The 19,022-nt window shown below is 66.2% G+C and carries 29 protein-coding genes and 1 riboswitch; of the genes, 15 read left to right on the top strand and 14 right to left on the bottom strand.

Annotated features, from left to right (window positions below):
* Window positions 1-9: 9 nt before the first annotated feature.
* A complete protein-coding gene (gene mnmH, locus DDZ14_RS08705) occupies window positions 10-1,068 on the bottom strand; it encodes a tRNA 2-selenouridine(34) synthase MnmH (protein WP_109424573.1) in 1,059 nt (352 codons plus the stop codon).
* A gap of 86 nt (window positions 1,069-1,154) precedes the next feature.
* Window positions 1,155-1,257: riboswitch (TPP riboswitch) on the top strand.
* A 54-nt stretch (window positions 1,258-1,311) separates the two neighbouring features.
* Here mnmH and thiD point away from each other — a divergent pair.
* The 11 genes from thiD to DDZ14_RS08650 are packed head-to-tail and all read left to right on the top strand — an operon-like array spanning window position 1,312 to window position 9,399.
* Entirely contained in the window at window positions 1,312-2,115 is an 804-nt protein-coding gene (gene thiD / locus DDZ14_RS08700; RefSeq protein WP_233252533.1) for a bifunctional hydroxymethylpyrimidine kinase/phosphomethylpyrimidine kinase, read from the top strand.
* Complete coding sequence (locus tag DDZ14_RS08695; RefSeq protein WP_109424571.1) at window positions 2,112-3,098, top strand: FAD-dependent oxidoreductase; 987 nt, start codon at window positions 2,112-2,114, stop codon at window positions 3,096-3,098. The genes thiD and DDZ14_RS08695 overlap by 4 nt, the downstream gene beginning before the upstream one ends.
* On the top strand, window positions 3,082-3,279 hold the full coding sequence (gene thiS / locus DDZ14_RS08690) for a sulfur carrier protein ThiS (protein WP_109424570.1): 198 nt from the start codon (window positions 3,082-3,084) through the stop codon (window positions 3,277-3,279). The genes DDZ14_RS08695 and thiS overlap by 17 nt, the downstream gene beginning before the upstream one ends.
* 1 nt (window position 3,280) lies before the next feature.
* Window positions 3,281-4,054 carry a thiazole synthase gene (locus tag DDZ14_RS08685; protein ID WP_109424569.1) on the top strand — a complete coding sequence of 258 codons (774 nt, stop codon included), beginning with the start codon at window positions 3,281-3,283 and terminating at the stop codon, window positions 4,052-4,054.
* Window positions 4,051-4,647 (top strand): thiamine phosphate synthase, encoded by a 597-nt coding sequence (locus DDZ14_RS08680; RefSeq protein ID WP_109424568.1) that lies wholly within the window; start codon window positions 4,051-4,053, stop codon window positions 4,645-4,647. Before DDZ14_RS08685 ends, DDZ14_RS08680 begins: the two co-directional genes overlap by 4 nt.
* A complete protein-coding gene (locus DDZ14_RS08675; protein WP_233252532.1) occupies window positions 4,644-5,630 on the top strand; it encodes a HesA/MoeB/ThiF family protein in 987 nt (328 codons plus the stop codon). The genes DDZ14_RS08680 and DDZ14_RS08675 overlap by 4 nt, the downstream gene beginning before the upstream one ends.
* 11 nt (window positions 5,631-5,641) lie before the next feature.
* Window positions 5,642-6,583 carry an ABC transporter substrate-binding protein gene (locus DDZ14_RS08670; protein WP_109424566.1) on the top strand — a complete coding sequence of 314 codons (942 nt, stop codon included), beginning with the start codon at window positions 5,642-5,644 and terminating at the stop codon, window positions 6,581-6,583.
* A complete protein-coding gene (locus DDZ14_RS08665) occupies window positions 6,580-7,260 on the top strand; it encodes a TenA family protein (protein WP_109424565.1) in 681 nt (226 codons plus the stop codon). The genes DDZ14_RS08670 and DDZ14_RS08665 overlap by 4 nt, the downstream gene beginning before the upstream one ends.
* The gene (locus tag DDZ14_RS08660) at window positions 7,257-7,985 is read left to right on the top strand and encodes an ABC transporter ATP-binding protein (RefSeq protein WP_109424564.1); all 729 of its coding nucleotides are present in this window, start codon (window positions 7,257-7,259) and stop codon (window positions 7,983-7,985) included. Before DDZ14_RS08665 ends, DDZ14_RS08660 begins: the two co-directional genes overlap by 4 nt.
* Window positions 7,986-7,999: 14 nt before the next feature.
* Window positions 8,000-8,659 (top strand): TenA family protein, encoded by a 660-nt coding sequence (locus DDZ14_RS08655; RefSeq protein WP_109424563.1) that lies wholly within the window; start codon window positions 8,000-8,002, stop codon window positions 8,657-8,659.
* Entirely contained in the window at window positions 8,656-9,399 is a 744-nt protein-coding gene (locus DDZ14_RS08650) for an ABC transporter permease (RefSeq protein ID WP_109424562.1), read from the top strand. The genes DDZ14_RS08655 and DDZ14_RS08650 overlap by 4 nt, the downstream gene beginning before the upstream one ends.
* A 164-nt stretch (window positions 9,400-9,563) precedes the next feature.
* Here the strand turns inward: DDZ14_RS08650 and DDZ14_RS08645 are convergent, their stop codons facing one another.
* From DDZ14_RS08645 to DDZ14_RS08630, 4 genes are all read right to left on the bottom strand, one after another.
* Window positions 9,564-10,031 carry an SRPBCC family protein gene (locus DDZ14_RS08645; protein ID WP_109424561.1) on the bottom strand — a complete coding sequence of 156 codons (468 nt, stop codon included), beginning with the start codon at window positions 10,029-10,031 and terminating at the stop codon, window positions 9,564-9,566.
* Window positions 10,028-10,369, bottom strand: coding sequence for a metalloregulator ArsR/SmtB family transcription factor (locus DDZ14_RS08640; protein ID WP_109424560.1), 342 nt, complete (start codon window positions 10,367-10,369; stop codon window positions 10,028-10,030). Before DDZ14_RS08640 ends, DDZ14_RS08645 begins: the two co-directional genes overlap by 4 nt.
* Window positions 10,370-10,837: 468 nt before the next feature.
* Window positions 10,838-11,071, bottom strand: coding sequence for a hypothetical protein (locus DDZ14_RS08635; RefSeq protein ID WP_109424559.1), 234 nt, complete (start codon window positions 11,069-11,071; stop codon window positions 10,838-10,840).
* A gap of 9 nt (window positions 11,072-11,080) precedes the next feature.
* Window positions 11,081-11,695, bottom strand: coding sequence for a recombinase family protein (locus tag DDZ14_RS08630; RefSeq protein ID WP_255417496.1), 615 nt, complete (start codon window positions 11,693-11,695; stop codon window positions 11,081-11,083).
* A gap of 131 nt (window positions 11,696-11,826) precedes the next feature.
* On the opposite strand from DDZ14_RS08630, the gene DDZ14_RS08625 reads away from it, so the two are divergent.
* From DDZ14_RS08625 to DDZ14_RS08610, 4 genes are all read left to right on the top strand, one after another.
* A complete protein-coding gene (locus DDZ14_RS08625; protein ID WP_109424557.1) occupies window positions 11,827-12,078 on the top strand; it encodes a hypothetical protein in 252 nt (83 codons plus the stop codon).
* A gap of 77 nt (window positions 12,079-12,155) precedes the next feature.
* Window positions 12,156-12,542, top strand: a complete 387-nt coding sequence (locus tag DDZ14_RS08620; RefSeq protein ID WP_146193121.1) for a hypothetical protein — start codon at window positions 12,156-12,158, stop codon at window positions 12,540-12,542.
* Between the two features lie 13 nt (window positions 12,543-12,555).
* Complete coding sequence (locus tag DDZ14_RS08615) at window positions 12,556-12,831, top strand: hypothetical protein (protein ID WP_199221316.1); 276 nt, start codon at window positions 12,556-12,558, stop codon at window positions 12,829-12,831.
* Window positions 12,832-12,846: 15 nt separating this feature from the next.
* On the top strand, window positions 12,847-13,092 hold the full coding sequence (locus DDZ14_RS08610; protein WP_109424555.1) for a hypothetical protein: 246 nt from the start codon (window positions 12,847-12,849) through the stop codon (window positions 13,090-13,092).
* A 289-nt stretch (window positions 13,093-13,381) separates the two neighbouring features.
* On the opposite strand, the gene DDZ14_RS08605 is transcribed toward DDZ14_RS08610, so the two are convergent.
* From DDZ14_RS08605 to DDZ14_RS08565, 9 genes are all read right to left on the bottom strand, one after another.
* Window positions 13,382-13,615, bottom strand: coding sequence for a hypothetical protein (locus tag DDZ14_RS08605; protein ID WP_109424554.1), 234 nt, complete (start codon window positions 13,613-13,615; stop codon window positions 13,382-13,384).
* Complete coding sequence (locus DDZ14_RS08600; RefSeq protein ID WP_109424553.1) at window positions 13,551-13,874, bottom strand: hypothetical protein; 324 nt, start codon at window positions 13,872-13,874, stop codon at window positions 13,551-13,553. The genes DDZ14_RS08605 and DDZ14_RS08600 overlap by 65 nt, the downstream gene beginning before the upstream one ends.
* Complete coding sequence (locus DDZ14_RS08595; RefSeq protein WP_146193120.1) at window positions 13,874-14,149, bottom strand: hypothetical protein; 276 nt, start codon at window positions 14,147-14,149, stop codon at window positions 13,874-13,876. The genes DDZ14_RS08600 and DDZ14_RS08595 overlap by 1 nt, the downstream gene beginning before the upstream one ends.
* A gap of 144 nt (window positions 14,150-14,293) precedes the next feature.
* Complete coding sequence (locus tag DDZ14_RS08590; protein WP_199221315.1) at window positions 14,294-14,800, bottom strand: D-Ala-D-Ala carboxypeptidase family metallohydrolase; 507 nt, start codon at window positions 14,798-14,800, stop codon at window positions 14,294-14,296.
* Window positions 14,801-14,920: 120 nt separating this feature from the next.
* Window positions 14,921-15,298, bottom strand: a complete 378-nt coding sequence (locus DDZ14_RS08585) for a hypothetical protein (protein ID WP_109424551.1) — start codon at window positions 15,296-15,298, stop codon at window positions 14,921-14,923.
* A gap of 56 nt (window positions 15,299-15,354) precedes the next feature.
* The gene (locus DDZ14_RS19870) at window positions 15,355-16,776 is read right to left on the bottom strand and encodes a hypothetical protein (protein ID WP_109424550.1); all 1,422 of its coding nucleotides are present in this window, start codon (window positions 16,774-16,776) and stop codon (window positions 15,355-15,357) included.
* A 16-nt stretch (window positions 16,777-16,792) separates the two neighbouring features.
* A complete protein-coding gene (locus tag DDZ14_RS08575) occupies window positions 16,793-17,101 on the bottom strand; it encodes a hypothetical protein (protein WP_109424549.1) in 309 nt (102 codons plus the stop codon).
* Window positions 17,098-18,543, bottom strand: a complete 1,446-nt coding sequence (locus DDZ14_RS08570; protein ID WP_146193119.1) for a hypothetical protein — start codon at window positions 18,541-18,543, stop codon at window positions 17,098-17,100. Before DDZ14_RS08570 ends, DDZ14_RS08575 begins: the two co-directional genes overlap by 4 nt.
* A 64-nt stretch (window positions 18,544-18,607) precedes the next feature.
* Window positions 18,608-19,015 carry a hypothetical protein gene (locus tag DDZ14_RS08565; protein WP_109424547.1) on the bottom strand — a complete coding sequence of 136 codons (408 nt, stop codon included), beginning with the start codon at window positions 19,013-19,015 and terminating at the stop codon, window positions 18,608-18,610.
* Window positions 19,016-19,022 lie beyond the last annotated feature (7 nt).

The raw sequence follows: 19,022 nt of genomic DNA, 5'->3' as shown, positions 1-19,022 counted from the left end.
GGGGAAGGTTCAGCCGCCCAGCGCCCTGATCTCGTGCGCCAGCCGGTCCGCCCCGCGCGCCAGGCCCTCCGCCGACAGGTCGCCCAGCGCGACCGCCGCGCCACCGGTGTCGCCTGTGCGGGCGCGCTGGCGTGCATAGCGCGGGTCGTAATGCAGCTTCATCAGCTCCGCCGCGAGGCCCGTGAAATCCCCGGCGCGGGCCAGCGCCTGCCAGCGTTCCGTGACGTCCGCGCCGTGGAGCCGGCGTAGCATGGCGATCGTGGCGCAGAGCCGCTCGGGATCGGCGGTCATGTCGGCATAGGCGCGGGCGAGATAACGCGCCCGCGCCTCCAGGGGCGCGCTCAGCGTCACGCGCGGCGCGGCTTTCATCGCCGACCAGAGCGCGGGCGGCAGGATACGCTCGCCCACCTTGCTCGATTCGGCCTCGATCACCACGGCGCGGCCCGGATCGAGCTGTCGCATGGCCGCGGCAAGCGCGCTCTCGAACGCCTTCTGCCCCGGCTGACCGCCCGGACGTGGCCCGAAAAGCGAGCCGCGGTGATTGGCCAGACCTTCCAGGTCGATCACCTGCAGGCCGCGCGCCGCCAGAAGGTGCAGAAGCTCGGTCTTGGCGGTGCCCGTGTTGCCGTCGAGAAGGATCACCGGCACCGGAAAGCGCGCGTCGTAGAGCGCCGCCTTCACCAGCCGCCGGTAACTGCGATAGCCACCCTCCAGAAGCTGCACCCGCCAGCCGATCTGCGCCAGGATCGACGCGAAGGATCCCGACCGCTGCCCGCCGCGCCAGCAATAGACCAGCGGCCGCCAGCCGCCGTCGCGGCTTGCCAGAGGACCCTCGATATGCGCCGCGGCATTGCGCGCGACCAGCGCCGCGCCGATCTTGCGGGCCAGGAAGGCGTCCTGCTGCACGTAGATCGTGCCGACGCGGGCGCGTTCGGCATCCGACAGAACCGGAAGGTTCACCGCACCGGGAAGATGATCCTCGGCGAATTCGGCGGGGCTGCGCACGTCGATGATTTCGTCGGCCTCAAGCCGGTCGAGATCGTCGAGGGAGGAAAGCGTAACGGCCATGTCCACGTCATAGTGCCGGGCGCGGGCCGGGAAAAGGCAAATGCGCAATCCGCTTGAGACCGGTGGCCGCAGGCACTAGGTTAGGGGCAGATCCGTTGGGGTGCCCCGCCTAGGGGCTGAGAGGCCGCGTGCCAACCCATCGAACCTGATCCGGCTCACACCGGCGTAGGAAACGGAGCGCGAAAGACAGGCTCCCGCCAGCCACTTTCCCCCACCCCGCGCCGGAAACCGCGCGAGGCACCAATGACCACGACACCCACGGCCATGACCATCGCAGGCTCCGACAGCGGCGGCGGCGCGGGGATTCAGGCCGATCTGAAGACCTTTTCGGCGCTGGGCGTCTACGGCACCAGCGTCCTGACCGCGGTGACCGCGCAGAACACCCGCGCCGTCACGGCGGTGGCCGGGATCGCGCCCGACGTGATCGCCGCGCAGATCGACGCGGTGCTCGACGATATCGCGGTGGACGCGGTGAAGATCGGCATGCTCGGCACGCCGGAGGTGATCGCGGCCGTGGCGTCGGGTCTGTCGCGCTATGCCGGGCCGGTGGTGCTCGATCCGGTGATGGTGGCGAAGTCCGGCGATGCGCTGCTGGCCGGCGACGCGGTGGCAGCGCTGCGCGAGCGGCTCCTGCCGCGCGCCACGCTGCTGACGCCGAACCTGCCCGAGGCCGCACGCCTGCTTGACCTGCCGCAGGCCTCCACCCCGCGGGAGATGGAGGGCCAGGGCCGCGCGCTGATGAAACTGGGCGCCGAGGCGGTGCTGATGAAAGGCGGCCACGGCGCTGGCGCGACCTGCACCGATCTTCTGATCCACCGGGACGGGATGCTGCGGCTCGACGCGCCGCGCATCGCCACGAAGAACACCCACGGCACCGGCTGCACGCTCTCGTCGGCCATCGCCGCCGAACTGGCCAAGGGCGCCGGGTTGGAGGATGCCGTCCACACCGCGCATGGCTGGCTGCACCGTGCGATCGTGGCGGCGGACGGGCTCCATATCGGTCACGGCCACGGGCCTGTGCATCATTTCCACGAGGTCTGGCGATGAGCGAGGCCATTACCATCCGCGGCGCGGGCATCGTTGGGCTCTGCGTGGCCACTGAACTGATGGCGCGCGGCGTGTCCGTCACCCTGCGCGATCCCGCGGCCGCGCCCGGCGCACATGGCTGTTCGTGGTGGGCGGGCGGTATGCTGGCCCCCTATTGCGAGGGGTTCGCCGCCGAGGAGCCGGTCGTGCGTCTCGGGAAAGAGGCCGCCGATTGGTGGGAGGCGCAGGGCGTGCCGGTCGAGCGCAAGGGGTCGCTTGTCGTGACACTGCAACGCGACCGCCGCGAACTCGATCAGTTTGCGCGCCGCACCAATGCGCATCGGATGGTCACAGGCGCGGATCTGGCCGAACTTGAGCCGTTTCTGGCGGATCGTCACGACCGCGCGCTCTATTTCGAGGACGAGGCGCATATCGATCCGCGCGCGGCGCTCGTGCATCTTCAACAACGGCTGCAAGAGGCCGGGGCGCGGTTTGAGCAGAGCGATGCAGCGCCCGATGGCGCGGTGATAGATTGTCGCGGACTGGCGGCGCAAGACACGTTGCCTGAGCTACGCGGCGTCAAAGGCGAGATGGTCGTGCTGCGCGCCCCCGATGTGACCCTGAACCGGCCCGTTCGCCTGCTGCATCCGCGCTTTCCGCTCTATATCGTGCCGCGCGGGGATGGCGTCTTCATGCTGGGGGCGACCCAGATCGAAAGCGAGGAGCGGTGGCGCGCCTCGGTTCGCTCGGTGATGGAACTGCTCTCGGCCGCTTTTGCGCTCCACCCCGCCTTTGGCGAGGCGGAGGTCATGGAAATCGGGGCCGACGCGCGCCCGGCCTTCCCCGACAACCTGCCGCGCATCACCCGCAAGGGCGACACGCTCCATGTCAACGGCCTCTTCCGGCACGGCTTTCTGCTCTCGCCTGCCGTGGCGAAAATGACTGCGGGGTTAGTGATGCGCGAGAATCAACGACCGGAGTTTTACCATGAAGATCACGGTTAATGGCACCTTGGAGGAGACCACGGCGGACACACTCGCCGATCTGCTCATCGCGTTGGGTTATGGCGAATCCAAGGTGGCGACCGCCGTCAACGAAGACTTCGTGCCTGCCACAATGCGGGCGGAAAAGAAGCTGACTGACGGCGACAGAATCGAGATCGTCGCGCCGCGGCAAGGGGGCTGAGATGACCGATTTCTACGGCGTGGAGCTGGGCTCGCGCCTGATGCTGGGTACCGCGCAATACCCTTCGCCCGCAGTGCTGGCCGAGGCGTTCCGCCGCTCGGGCGCGGGGGTGGCGACGGTCTCGGTACGGCGCGAGGCCGGTGGCGGCCGCGCCGGACAGGATTTCCGCGACCTGATCGCGAGGCTGGGTGTGCGGCTGCTGCCCAACACCGCCGGCTGCCACAGCGTGCGCGAGGCGGTGACGACGGCACAGATGGCGCGCGAACTGTTCGAGACGGACTGGATCAAGCTGGAGGTGATCGGCCATGCCGACACGTTGCAGCCCGACCCGTTCGGGCTGGTGGAGGCCGCGCGCATCCTGACCGGCGAGGGGTTCGAGGTCTTCCCCTACACGACCGAGGACCTGGTGCTGGCTGAACGGCTGCTCGATGCGGGCTGCGAGGTGCTGATGCCCTGGGGTGCGCCGATCGGCACCGGGCTGGGGCTGAGCAACATCTACGGGCTGCGCAGCCTGCGCGCGCACCTGCCGGATGTGCCGATGGTGGTGGATGCCGGGCTCGGCCTGCCGTCGCACGCGGCGGCGGCGATGGAGATGGGCTTCGACGCGGTGCTGCTCAACACCGCGGTGGCAAAAGCGGGCGACCCGGCGGCGATGGCCGAAGGCTTCGCCCGCGCGGTGGAGGCCGGGCGGCTCGGCCATGACGCCGACCCGATGGAACCGCGCGACATGGCCGCGCCCTCGACCCCGGTGCTTGGAAAGGCGTTTCTGGAATGACACTCGACCGTTTCTACCCGATCTTCGAAAGCGCCGCCTGGCTGGGGCGGATGCTGCCCCACGGCGTGAAGCTGGTGCAGCTTCGCATCAAGGAGGCCACGCCGAACCGGCTGGCCCACGAGATCGACGTGGCACGCGAGCTTTGCGCGGAACACGGCGCGCAGCTCGTGGTCAACGACCACTGGCAGGAGGCGATCGAAGCGGGCTGCGATTTCGTGCATCTGGGCCAGGAGGATCTGGATGACGCGGACGTCCCGGCGATCCGGCGCGCGGGGATGAAGCTGGGCATCAGCACCCACGATCATGCCGAACTGGAACGCGCGCTGATGCTCGATCCGGATTACGTGGCGCTGGGGCCGATCTTCCCGACGCGGCTCAAGCAGATGGCGTTCGGGCCGCAGGGCATCGACCGGATCACAGAGTGGAAGGCACTGATCGGCGCCCGCCCGCTGGTGGCCATCGGCGGCTTCTCGGTGGAGCGCGCCGCGCCCGCCTTCGCTGCCGGGGCGGATGTGGTCTCGGTGGTCACCGATATCACGCTCCACGACGATCCCGGCGCGCGCTGCCGCGAATGGGTCGAGACGACGCGATGACGGCACCCGACCGATATCTGCGCCAGACCGCCGTGCCGGGCTTTGGCCCCTCCGGGCAGGCGGCGCTGCGCGCGGGCCGGCTCTGCGTGATTGGCGCGGGCGGGCTTGCGGCGCCGGCGCTGCAATACCTGGCCGGCGCCGGGGTCGGCCGGATCACGCTGGTCGATCCCGACCGGGTGGAGATCACCAACCTGCACCGCCAGACCCTTTTCCGGGAGGCCGATATCGGCCGTCCCAAGGCCGAGGCCGCGGCGTGCCACATGGCCGCGCTGAACCCCGAATGCGAGATCGTGCCCCTAGAGGACAGCCTGCATCCCGGCACCGTGGCGGCGCTGACCGAAGGCGCCGATCTGGTGCTCGACTGCGCCGACAGTTTCGCCGCCAGCTATACGCTATCCGATCATTGCCTGGTGGCGGGCCTGCCGCTGATCAGCGCCTCTGTCACCGGGCTGGCGGGCTATGCCGGCGGGTTCTGCGGCGGCGCGCCCAGCCTGCGGGCGGTCTTCCCCGACCTGCCCGAACGGTTGGGCAGTTGCGCCGAGGACGGCGTGCTGGGCCCGGTCGTGGGCGTGCTGGGCGCGCTCCAGGCGCAGATGGCGCTGGCCGTGCTGACCGGGCAGGCGCCCGCGCCGCTGGGCCGGATCGTCACCTTCGATGCGGCCGCTTTCCGCTTCGGGGCCTTCCGTTTCGACAACGCGCCGGAAACCGAAGGCGCGCCCGGCTTCCTCGACCCTGCCGCGATCACGCCGCAGGATTTCACCGTGGACCTGCGCCGCCCCGAGGAAGGCCCGCTCGCCGCGCCCCATGCGCGGCGGCTGAGCGTGACGGATTTCGGCCCCGGCGGACCGTTGCCCGAGCCGGGCCAGCGCGCCGTACTCTGCTGCCGCAGCGGGCTGCGGTCCTGGCAGGCGGCGGAGCGGCTTCGTGCCGTCTGGGACGGCGAGATCAAGCTGGTCGCGCTCGGCGACCGCTCACAATCCTGAAAGGCTCCTTCATGTTTCCAAGATCCATCGCGTTTCTGCTCGTGCTCAGCCTCGCCCTGCCCGCCCATGCGGCCGACCGGATGACGCTGATTCTCGACTGGTTCGTCAATCCCGATCACGGCCCGATCATCGTGGCGCAGGAGCGGGGCTATTTCGCGGATCAGGGGCTCGAGGTGGAGATCGTGCCGCCCGCCGACCCGTCCGACCCGCCGAAGATGGTCGCGGCCGGCAAGGCGGATCTGGCGATCTCCTACCAGCCGCAACTGCATATGCAGGTCGAGGGCGGACTGCCGCTGCGCCGCGTCGGCACGCTGGTGGCCACGCCGCTCAACTGCCTGCTGGTGCTGGAGGACGGGCCGATCAAGAGCAGCGCCGACCTGAAGGGCCGCAAGGTGGGCTTTTCCGTCGCGGGCGTGGAGGAGGTGGTGCTCGCAACCATCCTGGGCCAGCACGGGTTGACGCTCGACGATGTGGAACTCGTCAGCGTGAACTGGTCGCTCTCGCCCTCGCTGATGTCGGGCCAGGTCGATGCGGTGATCGGCGCCTACCGCAATTTCGAGCTGAACCAGATGGAGATCGAGGGCGTGCCGGGGCGCTGCTTCTTCATCGAGGAGGAAGGCATCCCGGCCTATGACGAACTGATCTATGTCGCCAATTCCGAGACCATGAACCCCGACGTGATCCGCCGTTTCCTGGCCGCCACGGAACGCGCGACGCAATTCATCGTCAACCACCCGCAGGAGGCGTGGGAGATCTTCGCCGCCACCTCACGCGAGTTGCAGGACGAGCTGAATGCCAAGGCATGGGTCGATACGGTGCCCCGTTTCGCGCTGCGGCCCTCGGCGCTCGACCCGGCGCGCTATGCCCGGTTCGAGGCGTTCCTGCACGACACCGGCATGATCGAGGACCTGACCCCGGTGGAGGGGCTGGCCATCGACCTGGGGGCGCAATGAGTGGCAATTACGGCACCACCTTCCCGCGCCTGCGTGATGCCGCGGGGACGGTCTGGCGGGACTATACCCGCCACGCCTTCGTGGAGGGACTTCGCGACGGGTCGCTGCCGCGCGCGGCCTATCTGGGCTATCTGGTGCAGGATTACATCTTCCTGATTCATTTCGCCCGCGCCTGGGCGCTGGCGGTGACCAAGGCCGAGACGGTGGAGGAAATGCGCGCCTGCACGGCCACGGTCGATGCGCTGGTCAATGGCGAGATCAGCCTGCATGTGAAGACCTGCGCCGAGGCCGGGCTGAGCGAGGCCGATCTCTTCGGGGCCGAGGAGCATCCCGCGAACCTGGCCTATACCCGCTATGTCATGGATGCCGGGCATTCCGGCGACTTCCTGGACCTGCTGGTGACACTGGCCCCCTGCGTGATGGGCTATGGCGAGATCGGCGCGCGGCTGGCGCATGGCATGGACGCCGACCACGCCTATGCCGACTGGATCGGAACCTATGCCGGGGCTGAGTATCAGCAGGTCTGCGCCGAGGCCGGCGCGCTGCTCGACGGGGCGCTGGCCCGCCGGCTCGGCCCGCGCTTCGATGAACTGCCCCGCTGGACGACGCTCTGCCGGCGATTCACCGAGGCCACACGGCTGGAGGTCGGTTTCTGGCAGATGGGGCTCGCACCGTGACGCAAGCCGCCCCGTCCCTGTCGCTCTCGGGTGCGGCGCGCATCGATGGCGCGCCGCTCTTCGGCCCGCTCGGCCTCGACGTGCGCGCCGGGCGGTGGACCTGCCTGCTGGGGCCCTCGGGCGTGGGCAAGACGACGATCCTGCGGCTCTTCGCCGGGCTGGCCGAGGAGGTGGAGTTCACCGGCACGATCGCCGCCGATGACGGGCTGCCGCTGACCGGGCGGGTGGCGTTGATGGCGCAGTCCGATCTGCTCTTCCCCTGGCTCGACGTGCTGGGCAATGTCGCGCTGGGCGCCCGGCTGCGCGGCGAACGCCCGGACCTGGCGCGCGCGCGGCGGATGATCGACCGCGTCGGACTGGACCGGCACGCCACCAAGAAGCCCCATGCGCTCTCGGGCGGGCAGCGGCAGCGCGCCGCTCTGGCGCGTACGCTGATGGAGGACCGCCCGGTGATTCTGCTCGACGAGCCCTTCTCGGCGCTCGACGCGCGCACCCGCGCCGAGATGCAGGACCTCGCGGTGGAATTGCTGGACCGCCGCACAGTGCTGCTGGTGACCCACGATCCGGCCGAAGCCGCCCGGCTGGGCCACGACATACGCATCCTGACCGAAACCGGGCTGGACGAGCTGTCCCCGCCCGCCGGCGCCCCCCCGCGACCCGTCGACGACCGGGCCACGCTGGAGGCGCAGGGCCGCCTGCTGCGCCGGCTCCGCAGTCCTGCCTGAGAAAGGAACTCCCCATGCGCCCCACCGATCACCTGCGCGATCTCGCCCGGCCCGACTGGGACGCGGCCACGCGCCACGCCTTCACCGACGCGCTGGCCGCGGGCACCCTGCCGCCCGAGAAGATGGCCGCCTACCTGGTTCAGGACTACAAGTTCATCGGCGGTTTCGTGCGGCTGCTGGCCAGCGCCATCGCCCATGCGCCTAGTCTTGAGGACAGCGTGCCCGCCGCGCAGTTCCTGGCGCTGGTGACAGGGCCGGAGAACACCTATTTCCAGCGCAGCTTCGAAGCACTGGGCGTCGATGCGGCGATGCAGGCCGCCCCCGCGGCATCGCCCACGCGCGCCTTCCAGAACCTGATGGCCGAGGCCGCTTCGTCGGGCCGCTACGAGCAGATGCTCGCTGTGCTCGTGGTCGCGGAGTGGAGCTATCTGAGCTGGGCCGCCCCGCATGCGCCCGCCCCCGACGACCTGCCCTTCTGGCTGGGCGAATGGATCGCGCTGCATTCCGGCGACGGGTTCGAGGCGGTGGTCGCGTATCTCCGCGATCAGCTCGACCGGACATGGGAGACGCTCGATCCGGACCGCCGCCGCGCGGTGGAGGCGACTTTCCTGCGCGCCACCGAACTGGAACGCGCCTTCTTCGACGCCGCCTGGGCAGGGTTTGCCGACGCATGATACGAGGTGCCCTCACCCTGGCCGCGGTCGTCCTGATGGGCCTCGCGCTCTGGCAGGGCATCGTCAGCGCGACCGGGTTGCCGCATTTCATCCTGCCCGGACCAGCGCGCGTGGCCGAGGCGGTCTGGACCCACCGCGCGCTCATCGCCGAGAACGCGGTGGTCACGGTGTCGGAGGTGATGATCGGGTTGGTCCTGGGCGCGCTGCTGGGTGCGGCCACGGCGATCTGGCTGGCGGCCTCGCCGCTGGCGCGCCCGCTCCTGCGCCCTATGCTGGTCTTCTCGCAGGCCATCCCGGTCTTCGCGCTGGCGCCGGTGCTGACGCTCTGGTTCGGCTACGGGCTGGGCTCCAAGATCGCGATGGCGCTGCTGATCATCTATTTCCCGGTCACCTCCAGCTTCTTCGACGGGCTGATGCGCACGCCGCAGGGCTGGCTCGACATGGCCCATGTGATGCGCGCCACGCCCACACAGGTGATGTGGCGCATCCGCATCCCCGCTGCGCTGCCCTCGCTGGCCTCGGGCCTGCGGCTGGCAGCGGTCTATGCGCCCATCGGCGCGATCATCGGCGAATGGGTGGGCGCGTCGAGGGGGCTTGGCTACCTGATGCTGCTGGCCAATGGCCGCGCCAAGATCGACCTGATGTTCGCGGCCCTGATCGTGCTGGCGGTCTTCACGCTGCTGCTGCACGCCGGGGTGGACCGCGCCGCGGCCTGGCTCCTGCGCCGGCACCGGGGCTGACGGCGGGCGGCACGGGGGGGGTGTGCGACAAGCCCTCTCCGTCGCGCGAAACAGAAAAGGGGCACGCGGGTCCGAACGTCCTTCGCGGTCAGCAGGTCAAGTGTTCGCGATGCGGACAATGCCATCGTTGACCGGATTTCGGTTCCAGTAAACAAGGTTGCGCGTCAGCGGAGCGACTTCGCGTAGTCTTCGAGTTGCGATGCTACCGTGCCCCAACCATCGTAGAACCCGATGTCCTCGTGGGATTGACGAGCCTCCGGCGAGCAGTGCCGCGCTGTGGCTGTGTACCTGGTCCCGCCGTTGCCGTCATCCTCGAACTCGATAATCGCCGTCATGAAGGGGTCGGCCGCAGGTTTCCATCCCTCGCTGTAGGCATCGGTAAAGACCAGACGTTTGCCGTCCACCACTTCGAGATAGACTCCCTCGTTGATCATCTTGTTGCCATCGACGATGAATGTGGTGTTGAATTTTCCACCGACGCGCAGGTCGATTTCGCAATTGTCCACCTCGTGGGGTCTGGGGACGAAAAAATGCTTGATGTGTTCAGGCGTCGTCCAGCATTCCCAGAGGAGTGACCGTGGCGCGTCGATCGTGCGTGTGAAGGACAGGTCGGTTTTGGGGTCGAGTTTCATCGGTTTCGCTCCTTCATCAAGTTGGTGACATAATCGTCAAGACGGTCCAGCCGCCCTTCCCAGATCGCACTTTGTTCGCTCAACCAGTGCCTTGCAGGCGTGAACGCGTTTGGAGTCATGTCGCAGATACGCGTCCGGCCATGTTTCTCCGAGGATATGAGCCCCGCGTCTTCCAGCTTCTTCAGATGCCCCATGAAAGACGGCAGAGCCATATCGTGAGGTCCAGCAAGCTCGCTAACGCTTGCTGGGCCGCGCGCCAGACGGTGCAGGATCGCACGGCGCGTCGGGTCGCCGAGCGCAGAGAAACACAGGTCGAGGTCTGCCTCAAACTTAGCCATACACCTAAGTAACCTTGCAGCGCGATCAAATCAACAGAACTTAGGAGCTCGCCTAACAAAATGTATGAGTTCTTTGCGAACGAGACACTCGCCGCGCCTGCCCCGAAGCCCGGTTTTCCTTCGGCATCACGGCGGTTTTCCCGCCTGCGATAAACTGCGCTAGCCGGGAGTGGATGTCCGGGGCGGCGACATTGCGAGGTGGAGGATGGCGCACCGGGGAGGCCGGAAGGATGCCCGCGATCACAGCGGCTTGCGGTAGATGTTGGAACCGTGACCGCGTATGAGAAATCAACGGGTTACGCGGTTCGGTTCCAACTCATTCCTTTGGCGGCGACGGGGCGGGCCGCACGCACGACAGCGCTCTCTGCGGTAGCACCGGCTCCCTAACCGCTGACGAGGGTTGGTAGCCATAAATCAGAACGGCCGGCCCTCGCGGTTGCCTTGCGACTATCAGCTTGAGCATCGCGCTCACCCTGACTGGACGCCGAGCCAGACGGCCAAAATAGAGATGGCGATGAGCGCAATAGCCGAATACAGAACCGGACGCCGTAGATTGGGCTGGCGTATCCCACGCCAATTGACGGCATAGAAACCACCGATCAGAACACCGAGCAGCCCCGCTCCGGCCATACCTCCCAAGACCCATGTGGCCATCAAGGACGTGGCGCCCAAAGCGGCCGCCAACCAAAAGACTTCGCCCACTTTTCCCTCCTACTGAGATTGTTCATCTGGCTTGGCGTAGGTCTCGTCCCACGCCTTCTGCCATCGGTAGTATGCGGCCCGGCCGATCGGCGGACCGTCGATCTCTTGCAGCGCGCGCCAGACCTCGACGCCTCGCTGGCCATCCAGCAGCATTTCGCGGGCCTTGGCTTCGCGGGCCTCGGTCATAGCCTTGGGGCGGCCGGGGTTGTCGCCGCGCTCACGCGCCCGAGCCATGCCGGCCAGAGTGCGCTCGCGGATCAGGTCGCGCTCAAGCTGGGCGATGGTCGCAATGATATGCACCATCGCCTTGCCCATCGGGCCTTGCGTATCCAGCCGCTCGGTTAGGCTGACAAAATGCACACCGCGATCGCCGAGTAGTTTCAGCGTATCCAGGATGCCGACCAGGTCGCGGCCGAGGCGGTCCATCTTCCAGACGACGAACTCAGTGCCGGCATGCTGCGCGGTTTTCAGGGCGCGCTCGAAGCCTCGCCGCTTCATCGTCCCGCCGCTAGCCTTGTCCGTAAAAATCAGGTCTGGTGAGACCCCATAGTCTTTGAGTGCCTGTATCTGCATATCCGGGTTCTGATCTGCCGTTGAAACACGGGCATATCCGATCTTCCGCACAGGCTCATTGTTGGATTTGGACGCCACTTTATTACCAGTCGATTGTGCCTCTCATGCTTTTTTAGACTCATGGTATGGACAAGTCAAGCCGTAGTCTCTATATTGAGTCTCGAAAGCAATGGAGACAGACAATGACCTACACCACCCGCACCGAAGAATTTGGCAAAGCCACATTCACCGCGCCTGCCGCTGATGAGGATAACCTCGGTTATGTTTGGATCGAAACCGAGCGGGGCTATGCTTCCAAAGAGCGCCGTCAGGTTTGTCACGGCGGCGATTTCAAGGGCAGCACGATCATGGCCACGGCAGACGGAGTGCAGGCAGTCGCACAGCAGTGGCTCCGCCAGCGGCGCGATTGGCAGCGCAAAGAAGGCATTGTCTGACACATCGGTGACGGCCCTACCAGGGCCGCATCCCATGCGCCAAGATTAGCTGATCCCAATAACGCCCGGAGGGCAGCATGAAACGAGAAAATTGGACGGTGATCGAGGGTGACAATCGCCCCGCAGGACCACCAGACAAGTGCTTTTATTGCGGTGAGCCACATGGATCGCAGCACAAGGACGGATGCGTCATCCGCCAGCGCACGGTCGTGATCAGAGCGACGATCGAGCGCGTCGTTTCGGTTCCCGAAGATTGGGAACCACAGATGATCGAGTTTCATCGGAACGAGGGCAGCCGCTGCAGCGATTGTGACATCACCGAAATGAAAGAGATGCTCGACCGCATGGAAGCCGCAGACCTCTGCACCTGCAACATGATCGAGACAACCTACCTGCGCGAAGCAAGCGAAAATGACGAATCCGCCTGCGCATGGCCGCAGGACGATCCCCACCAGTCCAGCTAACCCCGGAGGCAGCATGTCCGAAGTAGAGCCCCTGACAGCAGGCGAGGAAATCTCCCTGACCAACTTCCTGATCGCGCTGAAAGGCCCGGTAGAATTCCAGTGCGAATACCGGAACTGGCGTGGTGAGGTGGCCACGCGCCGCCTGCGTCCCGTCGCTTTTTGGCACGGCTCGACCGAATGGCACCCGACGCCAGGGCTGATGCTCAAGGCAGTCGATCTGGACAAAGACGCCGAGCGCGACTTTGCCGTCGCAGACTTCAACATGACCACGCTGCGCGCGGTCCAGTAAACGCCGGAGGCCCGGATGTGCGAAGATTTCGATGAGGATTTCTGCCAGTGTCCGCGCTGCTCGGGATGGGGCGAGATCAATTGCCATTGCGGGGGCGACCTCTGCGTCTGCGAGAATTACGGCAGTGCGCCCTGCCCGCTGTGCTACGGCGACGGCGAAGTCTCCGAAGCCCAGCACAACCACTACCTCGAATGCCAGCGCGAGAACGCCCGGCTTTTTGCCGAGGCCCGCGCCAAGATCGACGCCGAAACCGAATCCTGAAAACGCCGGAGGCACCATGTATCGCGTCTACCACAAGGCCGTCTGCACCAACTGTGGCCACGTCGCGCGGGAGCGGGAGAACAAAGATTTCCTCGATCCTTTTTTTCTCCCGGATCACTGTGAAGGATGCGGTGAATACCGATCGTCCGCGTGCTGGCCGTACCCAAACGATGACTGGCGCATAGAGACTGTGAAGCTTCGTCGGGTGAAACTGCCATTTCACCCCCTGAAGCCTTCGACGTGGTTCCCAAGATGGGAGCGCGTTTCAAATCAATCCAACTAACGCCGGTCACCGCGGGCGCAGCACTTCCGCCAGCGTCTCGATCTTGCCTTTCGCGCACTCGGCCGCGCGCAAATGTTCGGTCGCCAGCACGGCCAGTTCCTTGACCGTCTCGACCTTGCGTTCCGAAATCGGACAGGGCGTCAGCGTCTCGGCCGGAATGTCAGGTCGGACGTATTCAATCTGTGGCGTGGTCGCGCAGGCCGTTAAGAATATCGGCCAGACCAGGTGGAAGCGGTTCATCTTCGAAATCTCCTGTCAGGATGGCCTCGATCGTCGCCTGCGCTTCGGCTGCGCGGGCGCGGTCACGCTCGGCACGGGCGGCCTCGACCTCGCGGGCAAGGGCGGCCTGCTCTGCCTGCATCTGCAAGGCGGCCACGGAGCGCGTCAGGGAGGCGTTCTCCGTGCGCAGGCGGTCCACCCGATCCGATTGCAGCCAAAGGCCACCAGCGAGCAGCACAACAAGCGTGCCGGCCCCTATGAGCGCCCAGCGGGTGAGCATCACATGTCCTCGCCGCGCTCACGCAAGACAGGCCCAGCGTGGCGTCCGTTGAGGATGATGCAGCTTTGTCCGTAGGGGTCTGTCTGGATGACGGTCCATGATCGGGTTTCAGGGTTGTCCCATAGCTCCATCATCCCGCGCGGCGTCATGCCGACATAGGCCCGGCTCTCGCCTCGGTCGCGGATTAGCATTTCGCGCACGCTTTCCGTCGCGGTGCAGAACGACTGATGTGAAAACGCCGCGGTCGCAATGACGACGCAGATCAGCAGGAACACGGCCCCATAGATCAGCGCCTGTATGCCGCCGCCCCTCATGTGATCGTCGCGAGAAAGGCCAGGCCGAGGATCACCGCGAAGGCGATGGCGACGTTTTTTCCCGTAAGATACTTCATGGTGGTCTCCTATCGTTGGTTGCTTGAACTATCGCCGCAGCACCGCCGGGATCAGCCGCGCCCAGAACCCGAGCGGAGGATCGTCCGGCTCGGAATCGTCCGCCTGCTCCAGCGGCAGATTGGTTGCGCCCTTTGGAAAATAGCCGCCCGCATTGTAGCGTCCCGGCCGCGTGTCGATGTGGATGAAGCCGCTGTTGGGATACCGGATCAGGCCGGTGAACCCGATCTTCGTGGCCTCGCGCTCGAAATGTTCCGGGTCGAAATTCTCCATCCGCACGTCGAACGCCATGCCCTTCATGTGATAGCTGTTCGGCGCGCCGCCGACGCGGGCGTTGTGCGCCGGGCTGCGATAGGCCGATGTCAGCAGGAACGGCACGCCCATGTGGCTGCGGAACGCTTGCAGCAGATCGAGCGACGGCTCGTGAATCAGCAGCGCGCCCTCGCCCTTCGATGCCAGCTCGCGCGGGCTGAAATTCTCCCAGCGCCAGTTCGTGATCGGATAATCGGTGTAGTGCGTGTATATCCTGCCGGTCACCTTTCGCCCTCCCCGCTTCACAGCAGCCACTTCCCGACGAAATAGCAGGCGGCGATGACGACGAAGATCAGCCAGACCCGACCCTCCTCCTTCGCCACCTGCTTGAGATCGTGCTTCTGCTTATCCGTCATTGCGATCACCCCTGAGACGGGTCGCCTGGTTCTCGAACACGGCGATCACCACCTTGGCCACGCTCATGCCGCCCAGCCCCGCGGCAAAGGCGGCCGTCGCCTGTATGTCGGTCTCGTCGCGCATCGGGCCGATCGTGGCTTCGATCATCGCCAGCGCGACCGGGCTCATGTACTTGGCCGCCATCACGCCGGTGATGACCGCGAGTGCGCCGTCGCGCATTCTCCGACGCTGCGACATAAACCAGCGAAAGATGCCGCCGGAGGCGCCTGCCACCAGCACTCGCCCGGCCTCGCCGCCCGCCCATGTCAGGACGATCCCGCCCCACAGCAGCACCGTCTGCCAGAATGTCGCGTCTTTTTCGGGCATGCCTGCCTCCCTCTTCTGCTCGACTTTTCCTCGGCCCGGTCAGGCCAGCCGTTTTCTCACCGCACCCCGCGTCCGAGCGGGTAGCGGTACATGATCGGCGCGCCGATGGGCTGCCCGGCCGCGGCGCTGACACTCGCGATCACACCGCCGGGGGCTGGGCTGTATTCGTGGTAGCCGTCGGCGGTGTCCGCGTGCCGGATGAACTCGGCAGCGTAGGTGTCGGGCAGCAGCTCGGCATTATGCCGGATCCGCGCGCCGGACGATCCGGAGACGGCGGCGGCGATGTTGCGCGCGATCTCGATATTGGTTCCGGTGATGTTGATCTTCGGCCATGCCACGCCGCCCTGCGCTTTCGGGTCCGAGACCGGGATGGCAATCAGGGTGTTGTCGCGGACGACGCAGCCGTCCACCGCGTGGATCGCGATGCCGTTGGTCTGCGCGTTGTAGACGATGTTGCGCTCGATCAGCAGGTTCTTGTGGAAGCCCGCCGATGTGCTGGTGTCGCGCTGGCCGGTGCCGCTGAACAGGGTTTGCCCGAGATTGCCCACGCCGATGTCGAAGACATTATCGGCGAACACGCCATTCACGATCACGCCCATCAACTGGATCATGTCCTTGTGATCGCCGGAGCCGTCAAGCGCCACGTTGTCGTGAAACCAGTTGCGGCGGCACTCAAGCCCCACGGTATCGCCGGGGCCGAATCCGTCCGACCGGATATGATGCACGTCGTTGTCGTTGAACACGGTATCGCGGCAGGCGCCGCCGGTGCTGCACGCTTTCCACCAGGTCTTGAACTCGTTGCCCAGAACCTTGGTACCGATGCTGTCGCGGATTTGCAGGCCGCGCCCATGGCCCGCCCCGTTGACGATCGCGCCCTCGAAAAGATTGCGCGTCAGAGTCACGTCCTGCGAATTCAGCACGGCGAAGCGGTTGGCGCTCGCGGCGTCGCCTGCACTGTAGGCGTATTTCAGGTGCAGCCCGTCGAGCGCGACGTTGCTCACGCCTTTCAGGATCGCGCGCGAGAATCGGGCAGGGTTTTTCCGGTCGGCCGAGGCGATAGTGACAGGTGATGCGTACTGGCCGAGGCGTGGCATGTCTCCGTAATCGCCCGGCGCCAGCAGGAAGGTCTCACCGCCCGTCGCCGAGGCGAGCGCCGCTCTCAACTCGGCTGCGTTGGCGACAGCCTGTCCGGTGCCTGGCGTCGGTGTCGGAGTGGGCGTCGGCTCCGGTGTCGGTTCCGGGCTCGGCTCAGGCTCCGGCTCAGGTATGGGGTCGGGTTCCGGCTCCGGTTCAGGCTCAGGCGCCGGCTCTGGATCGGCCACGGAATCCCCGCCGCGCAGGTGCACGCCCACGTAGCGCCCGGTTTTTTCGTCGGTCACCATTTCCAGCTGGCCGGCGCGCACGCGGGCGACGGCGACCTCGCGGTCCGCGACCGGCTGGTTGTTGCTGTCCCACAGAAGGTCTTTCGGATCGGCCATGTCAGGTCTCCTTTGTTTACGGCGCCACGAGGCTTTCAGTGATTTCCAGCACGTCGGTCAAAACGGCCTGAGTGTCCTGGCCGAGCGTGGCCCGGACCTGCACGTGGTACAGGCCGGGCGTGAACGTGCCGGGCGCCACGTCGATCAAGATGTCTCCAGCGTCGATCCAGGACGTCACGACGATCACGGTTCCGGCGGCGTCCGCGGCAAGCACCTGCGGGGTGTGCGCCGACATGTCCTTGTCAGCACCGCTTTCGGTGTTCACCTTGACGGGCACCCTGATTGTTTGCGAATCCAGATGCCCAAAAGGTTCCAACACGCTCATCCCGTTTCCCTCCAGATACCAACCGCCACGATTTCAGTGCTCCAGACACCGGTTGCGATCTGCTCGTCGCGCCAGATGCCGATGACTTGCTGCTCAACTGTCGGAGAACCGAAGCGCCCCGACCCGATCACATCAGGATCGACGTAGAGGACACCGCCCAAATCCACGCTGGCGCTGATCTGGTGCGTGCCGAACGTATCGGCATCCGTATGCGTGGCGCCCAGCATGTCAAAGATCGCCTGGGCCGCGCTTTGCCCGAGCGTGTCTGGATCGACAAAGAGCGCGCCCGCGATGCCGACTGCGCCAACATCAACGGTGCCCCCAAGGATAACGTCCGGGTCGCTGAAATGGCCGCCGGCCAGCGCGCCGCCGGTGAGGATCTGATGCACGCCGAAGCTGTCCGCATCCGAGTGCGCCGCGCCCTGCACGTCCACGGCACCGGGCACCAACACGGACGATCGGATCACGTCGCCGTCGGCAAAAAGCGCGCCCTGGATCACCACACCAGCCGACAGTTTCCCGCCCGGAATGCTGTCGCCATCAATATGCAGCACGCCCGCGATCTGCACCGCACCGCGCCCGACCAGGTGCGTGCGGAACGTGTCGGGATCGGTATGCGCCGCACCCTGCACCCCAACTGGGCCTGGATCGAGCGCGCCGCCTGGCGTTGTGTCCGGATCGGCAAAGGCTCCGCCGGTGATCTGCTGCGCCCCGCCGCCCTGGCTGACCGCACCGAACCTGATCTGATCGGGATCGACGAAGGCGGCGCCGGTCAGCGTGAAGCGGATCGTGCCCGTGCCGAACCCGTCGACATCGACTTCGCGCGTGCCGCTGATCGTGACCGGCCCGACCGCGACCAGATGAGAGCCGAACGTGTCGGGATCGGTGTGGGCCGTGCCGGAAATTCCGGGGGACGCCTGGACGGTTTGATCTGCGTAGTACCGCAGGTCCGAGTGTGACGTTGCCACAGCTGCAGCGTCCACCTCCCCGTCCACCAAAGAAAGTGCAAACGACATGAACGACCCAGCGTTCGTCCCGGCCCATTGCGTTTCAGCGACGGAACTGGCAACAGGCGTCCCAATTCCAACGCCGTTCCACCACGCTCGCACGGTGACCGGGCTTCCCGGAACAAACTCGAACACAAGGGTTCCATCGCCTGACACCACGCCGGAACCATCCAGAATGTATCCAGTCGCTGCCGGCCAGGGAGTGCCGCCATCACCCGCGCGGCAGACAAAATCACCGTTTGCGCGGAAGCCTACGTAACAACCTACGCCCGACGCGCCTTGCTCATAAACACAACCCCCAGCCGATCCGTCGAGACCAACAAAATCCACGGCAAAAACGGCAGGCGAATCTCGCGCTACGGCGCCTTGGGAAATATTGTTTGAAACCGGAAATGTGCCCGTTAGGCTAAGCCCGGATTCGGGATCGAACGCCATGCTTTATACCTGTATCGCTGGAGTTATTAACCCCGCGCCCGGATCGGCGCGGGGCGGGCACGGATCAGAGCGTGAACCAGCCGGCCGCATCGACCGTGAAGTTGATGTCCCCGCCATTGGGCGTGACCGGCAGGCCGGTCTGGCCGGTATCCAGGAAGAGGATCAGCCGAGATGTGCCTTCCACGCCGGTGTCGATATAGAGAATGATCGCCTCCGACGGGTCGCCCGTCGCCGCGGTCCACGTGAAATCGGCGCTGTCGAACGTGCCGTCCGTAACGGTCTTGGTCGCCAGGTTGCCGGAGGTCGCCACGCGTGCAGCCGCGGGCACGTCGCTCAGGAACTGGTGCGCGGCCGAATAGGTGTAGTCGGCCAGGTCTACGAGGATCGCCTTGACATCGCCGGTCAGCATGTCGGTGTTGGCGCCGCCGCCCAGCAGGGCTTCCTTGTATTTCGGGTAAATGGCATTGGCCATGATAGTC

The organism is Maritimibacter sp. 55A14 (genome assembly GCF_003122205.1).
Lineage (GTDB): Bacteria > Pseudomonadota > Alphaproteobacteria > Rhodobacterales > Rhodobacteraceae > QEYE01.
Note: the sequence above shows the minus strand (reverse complement) of the source record. Positions and strands in the feature narration are given on the sequence as shown.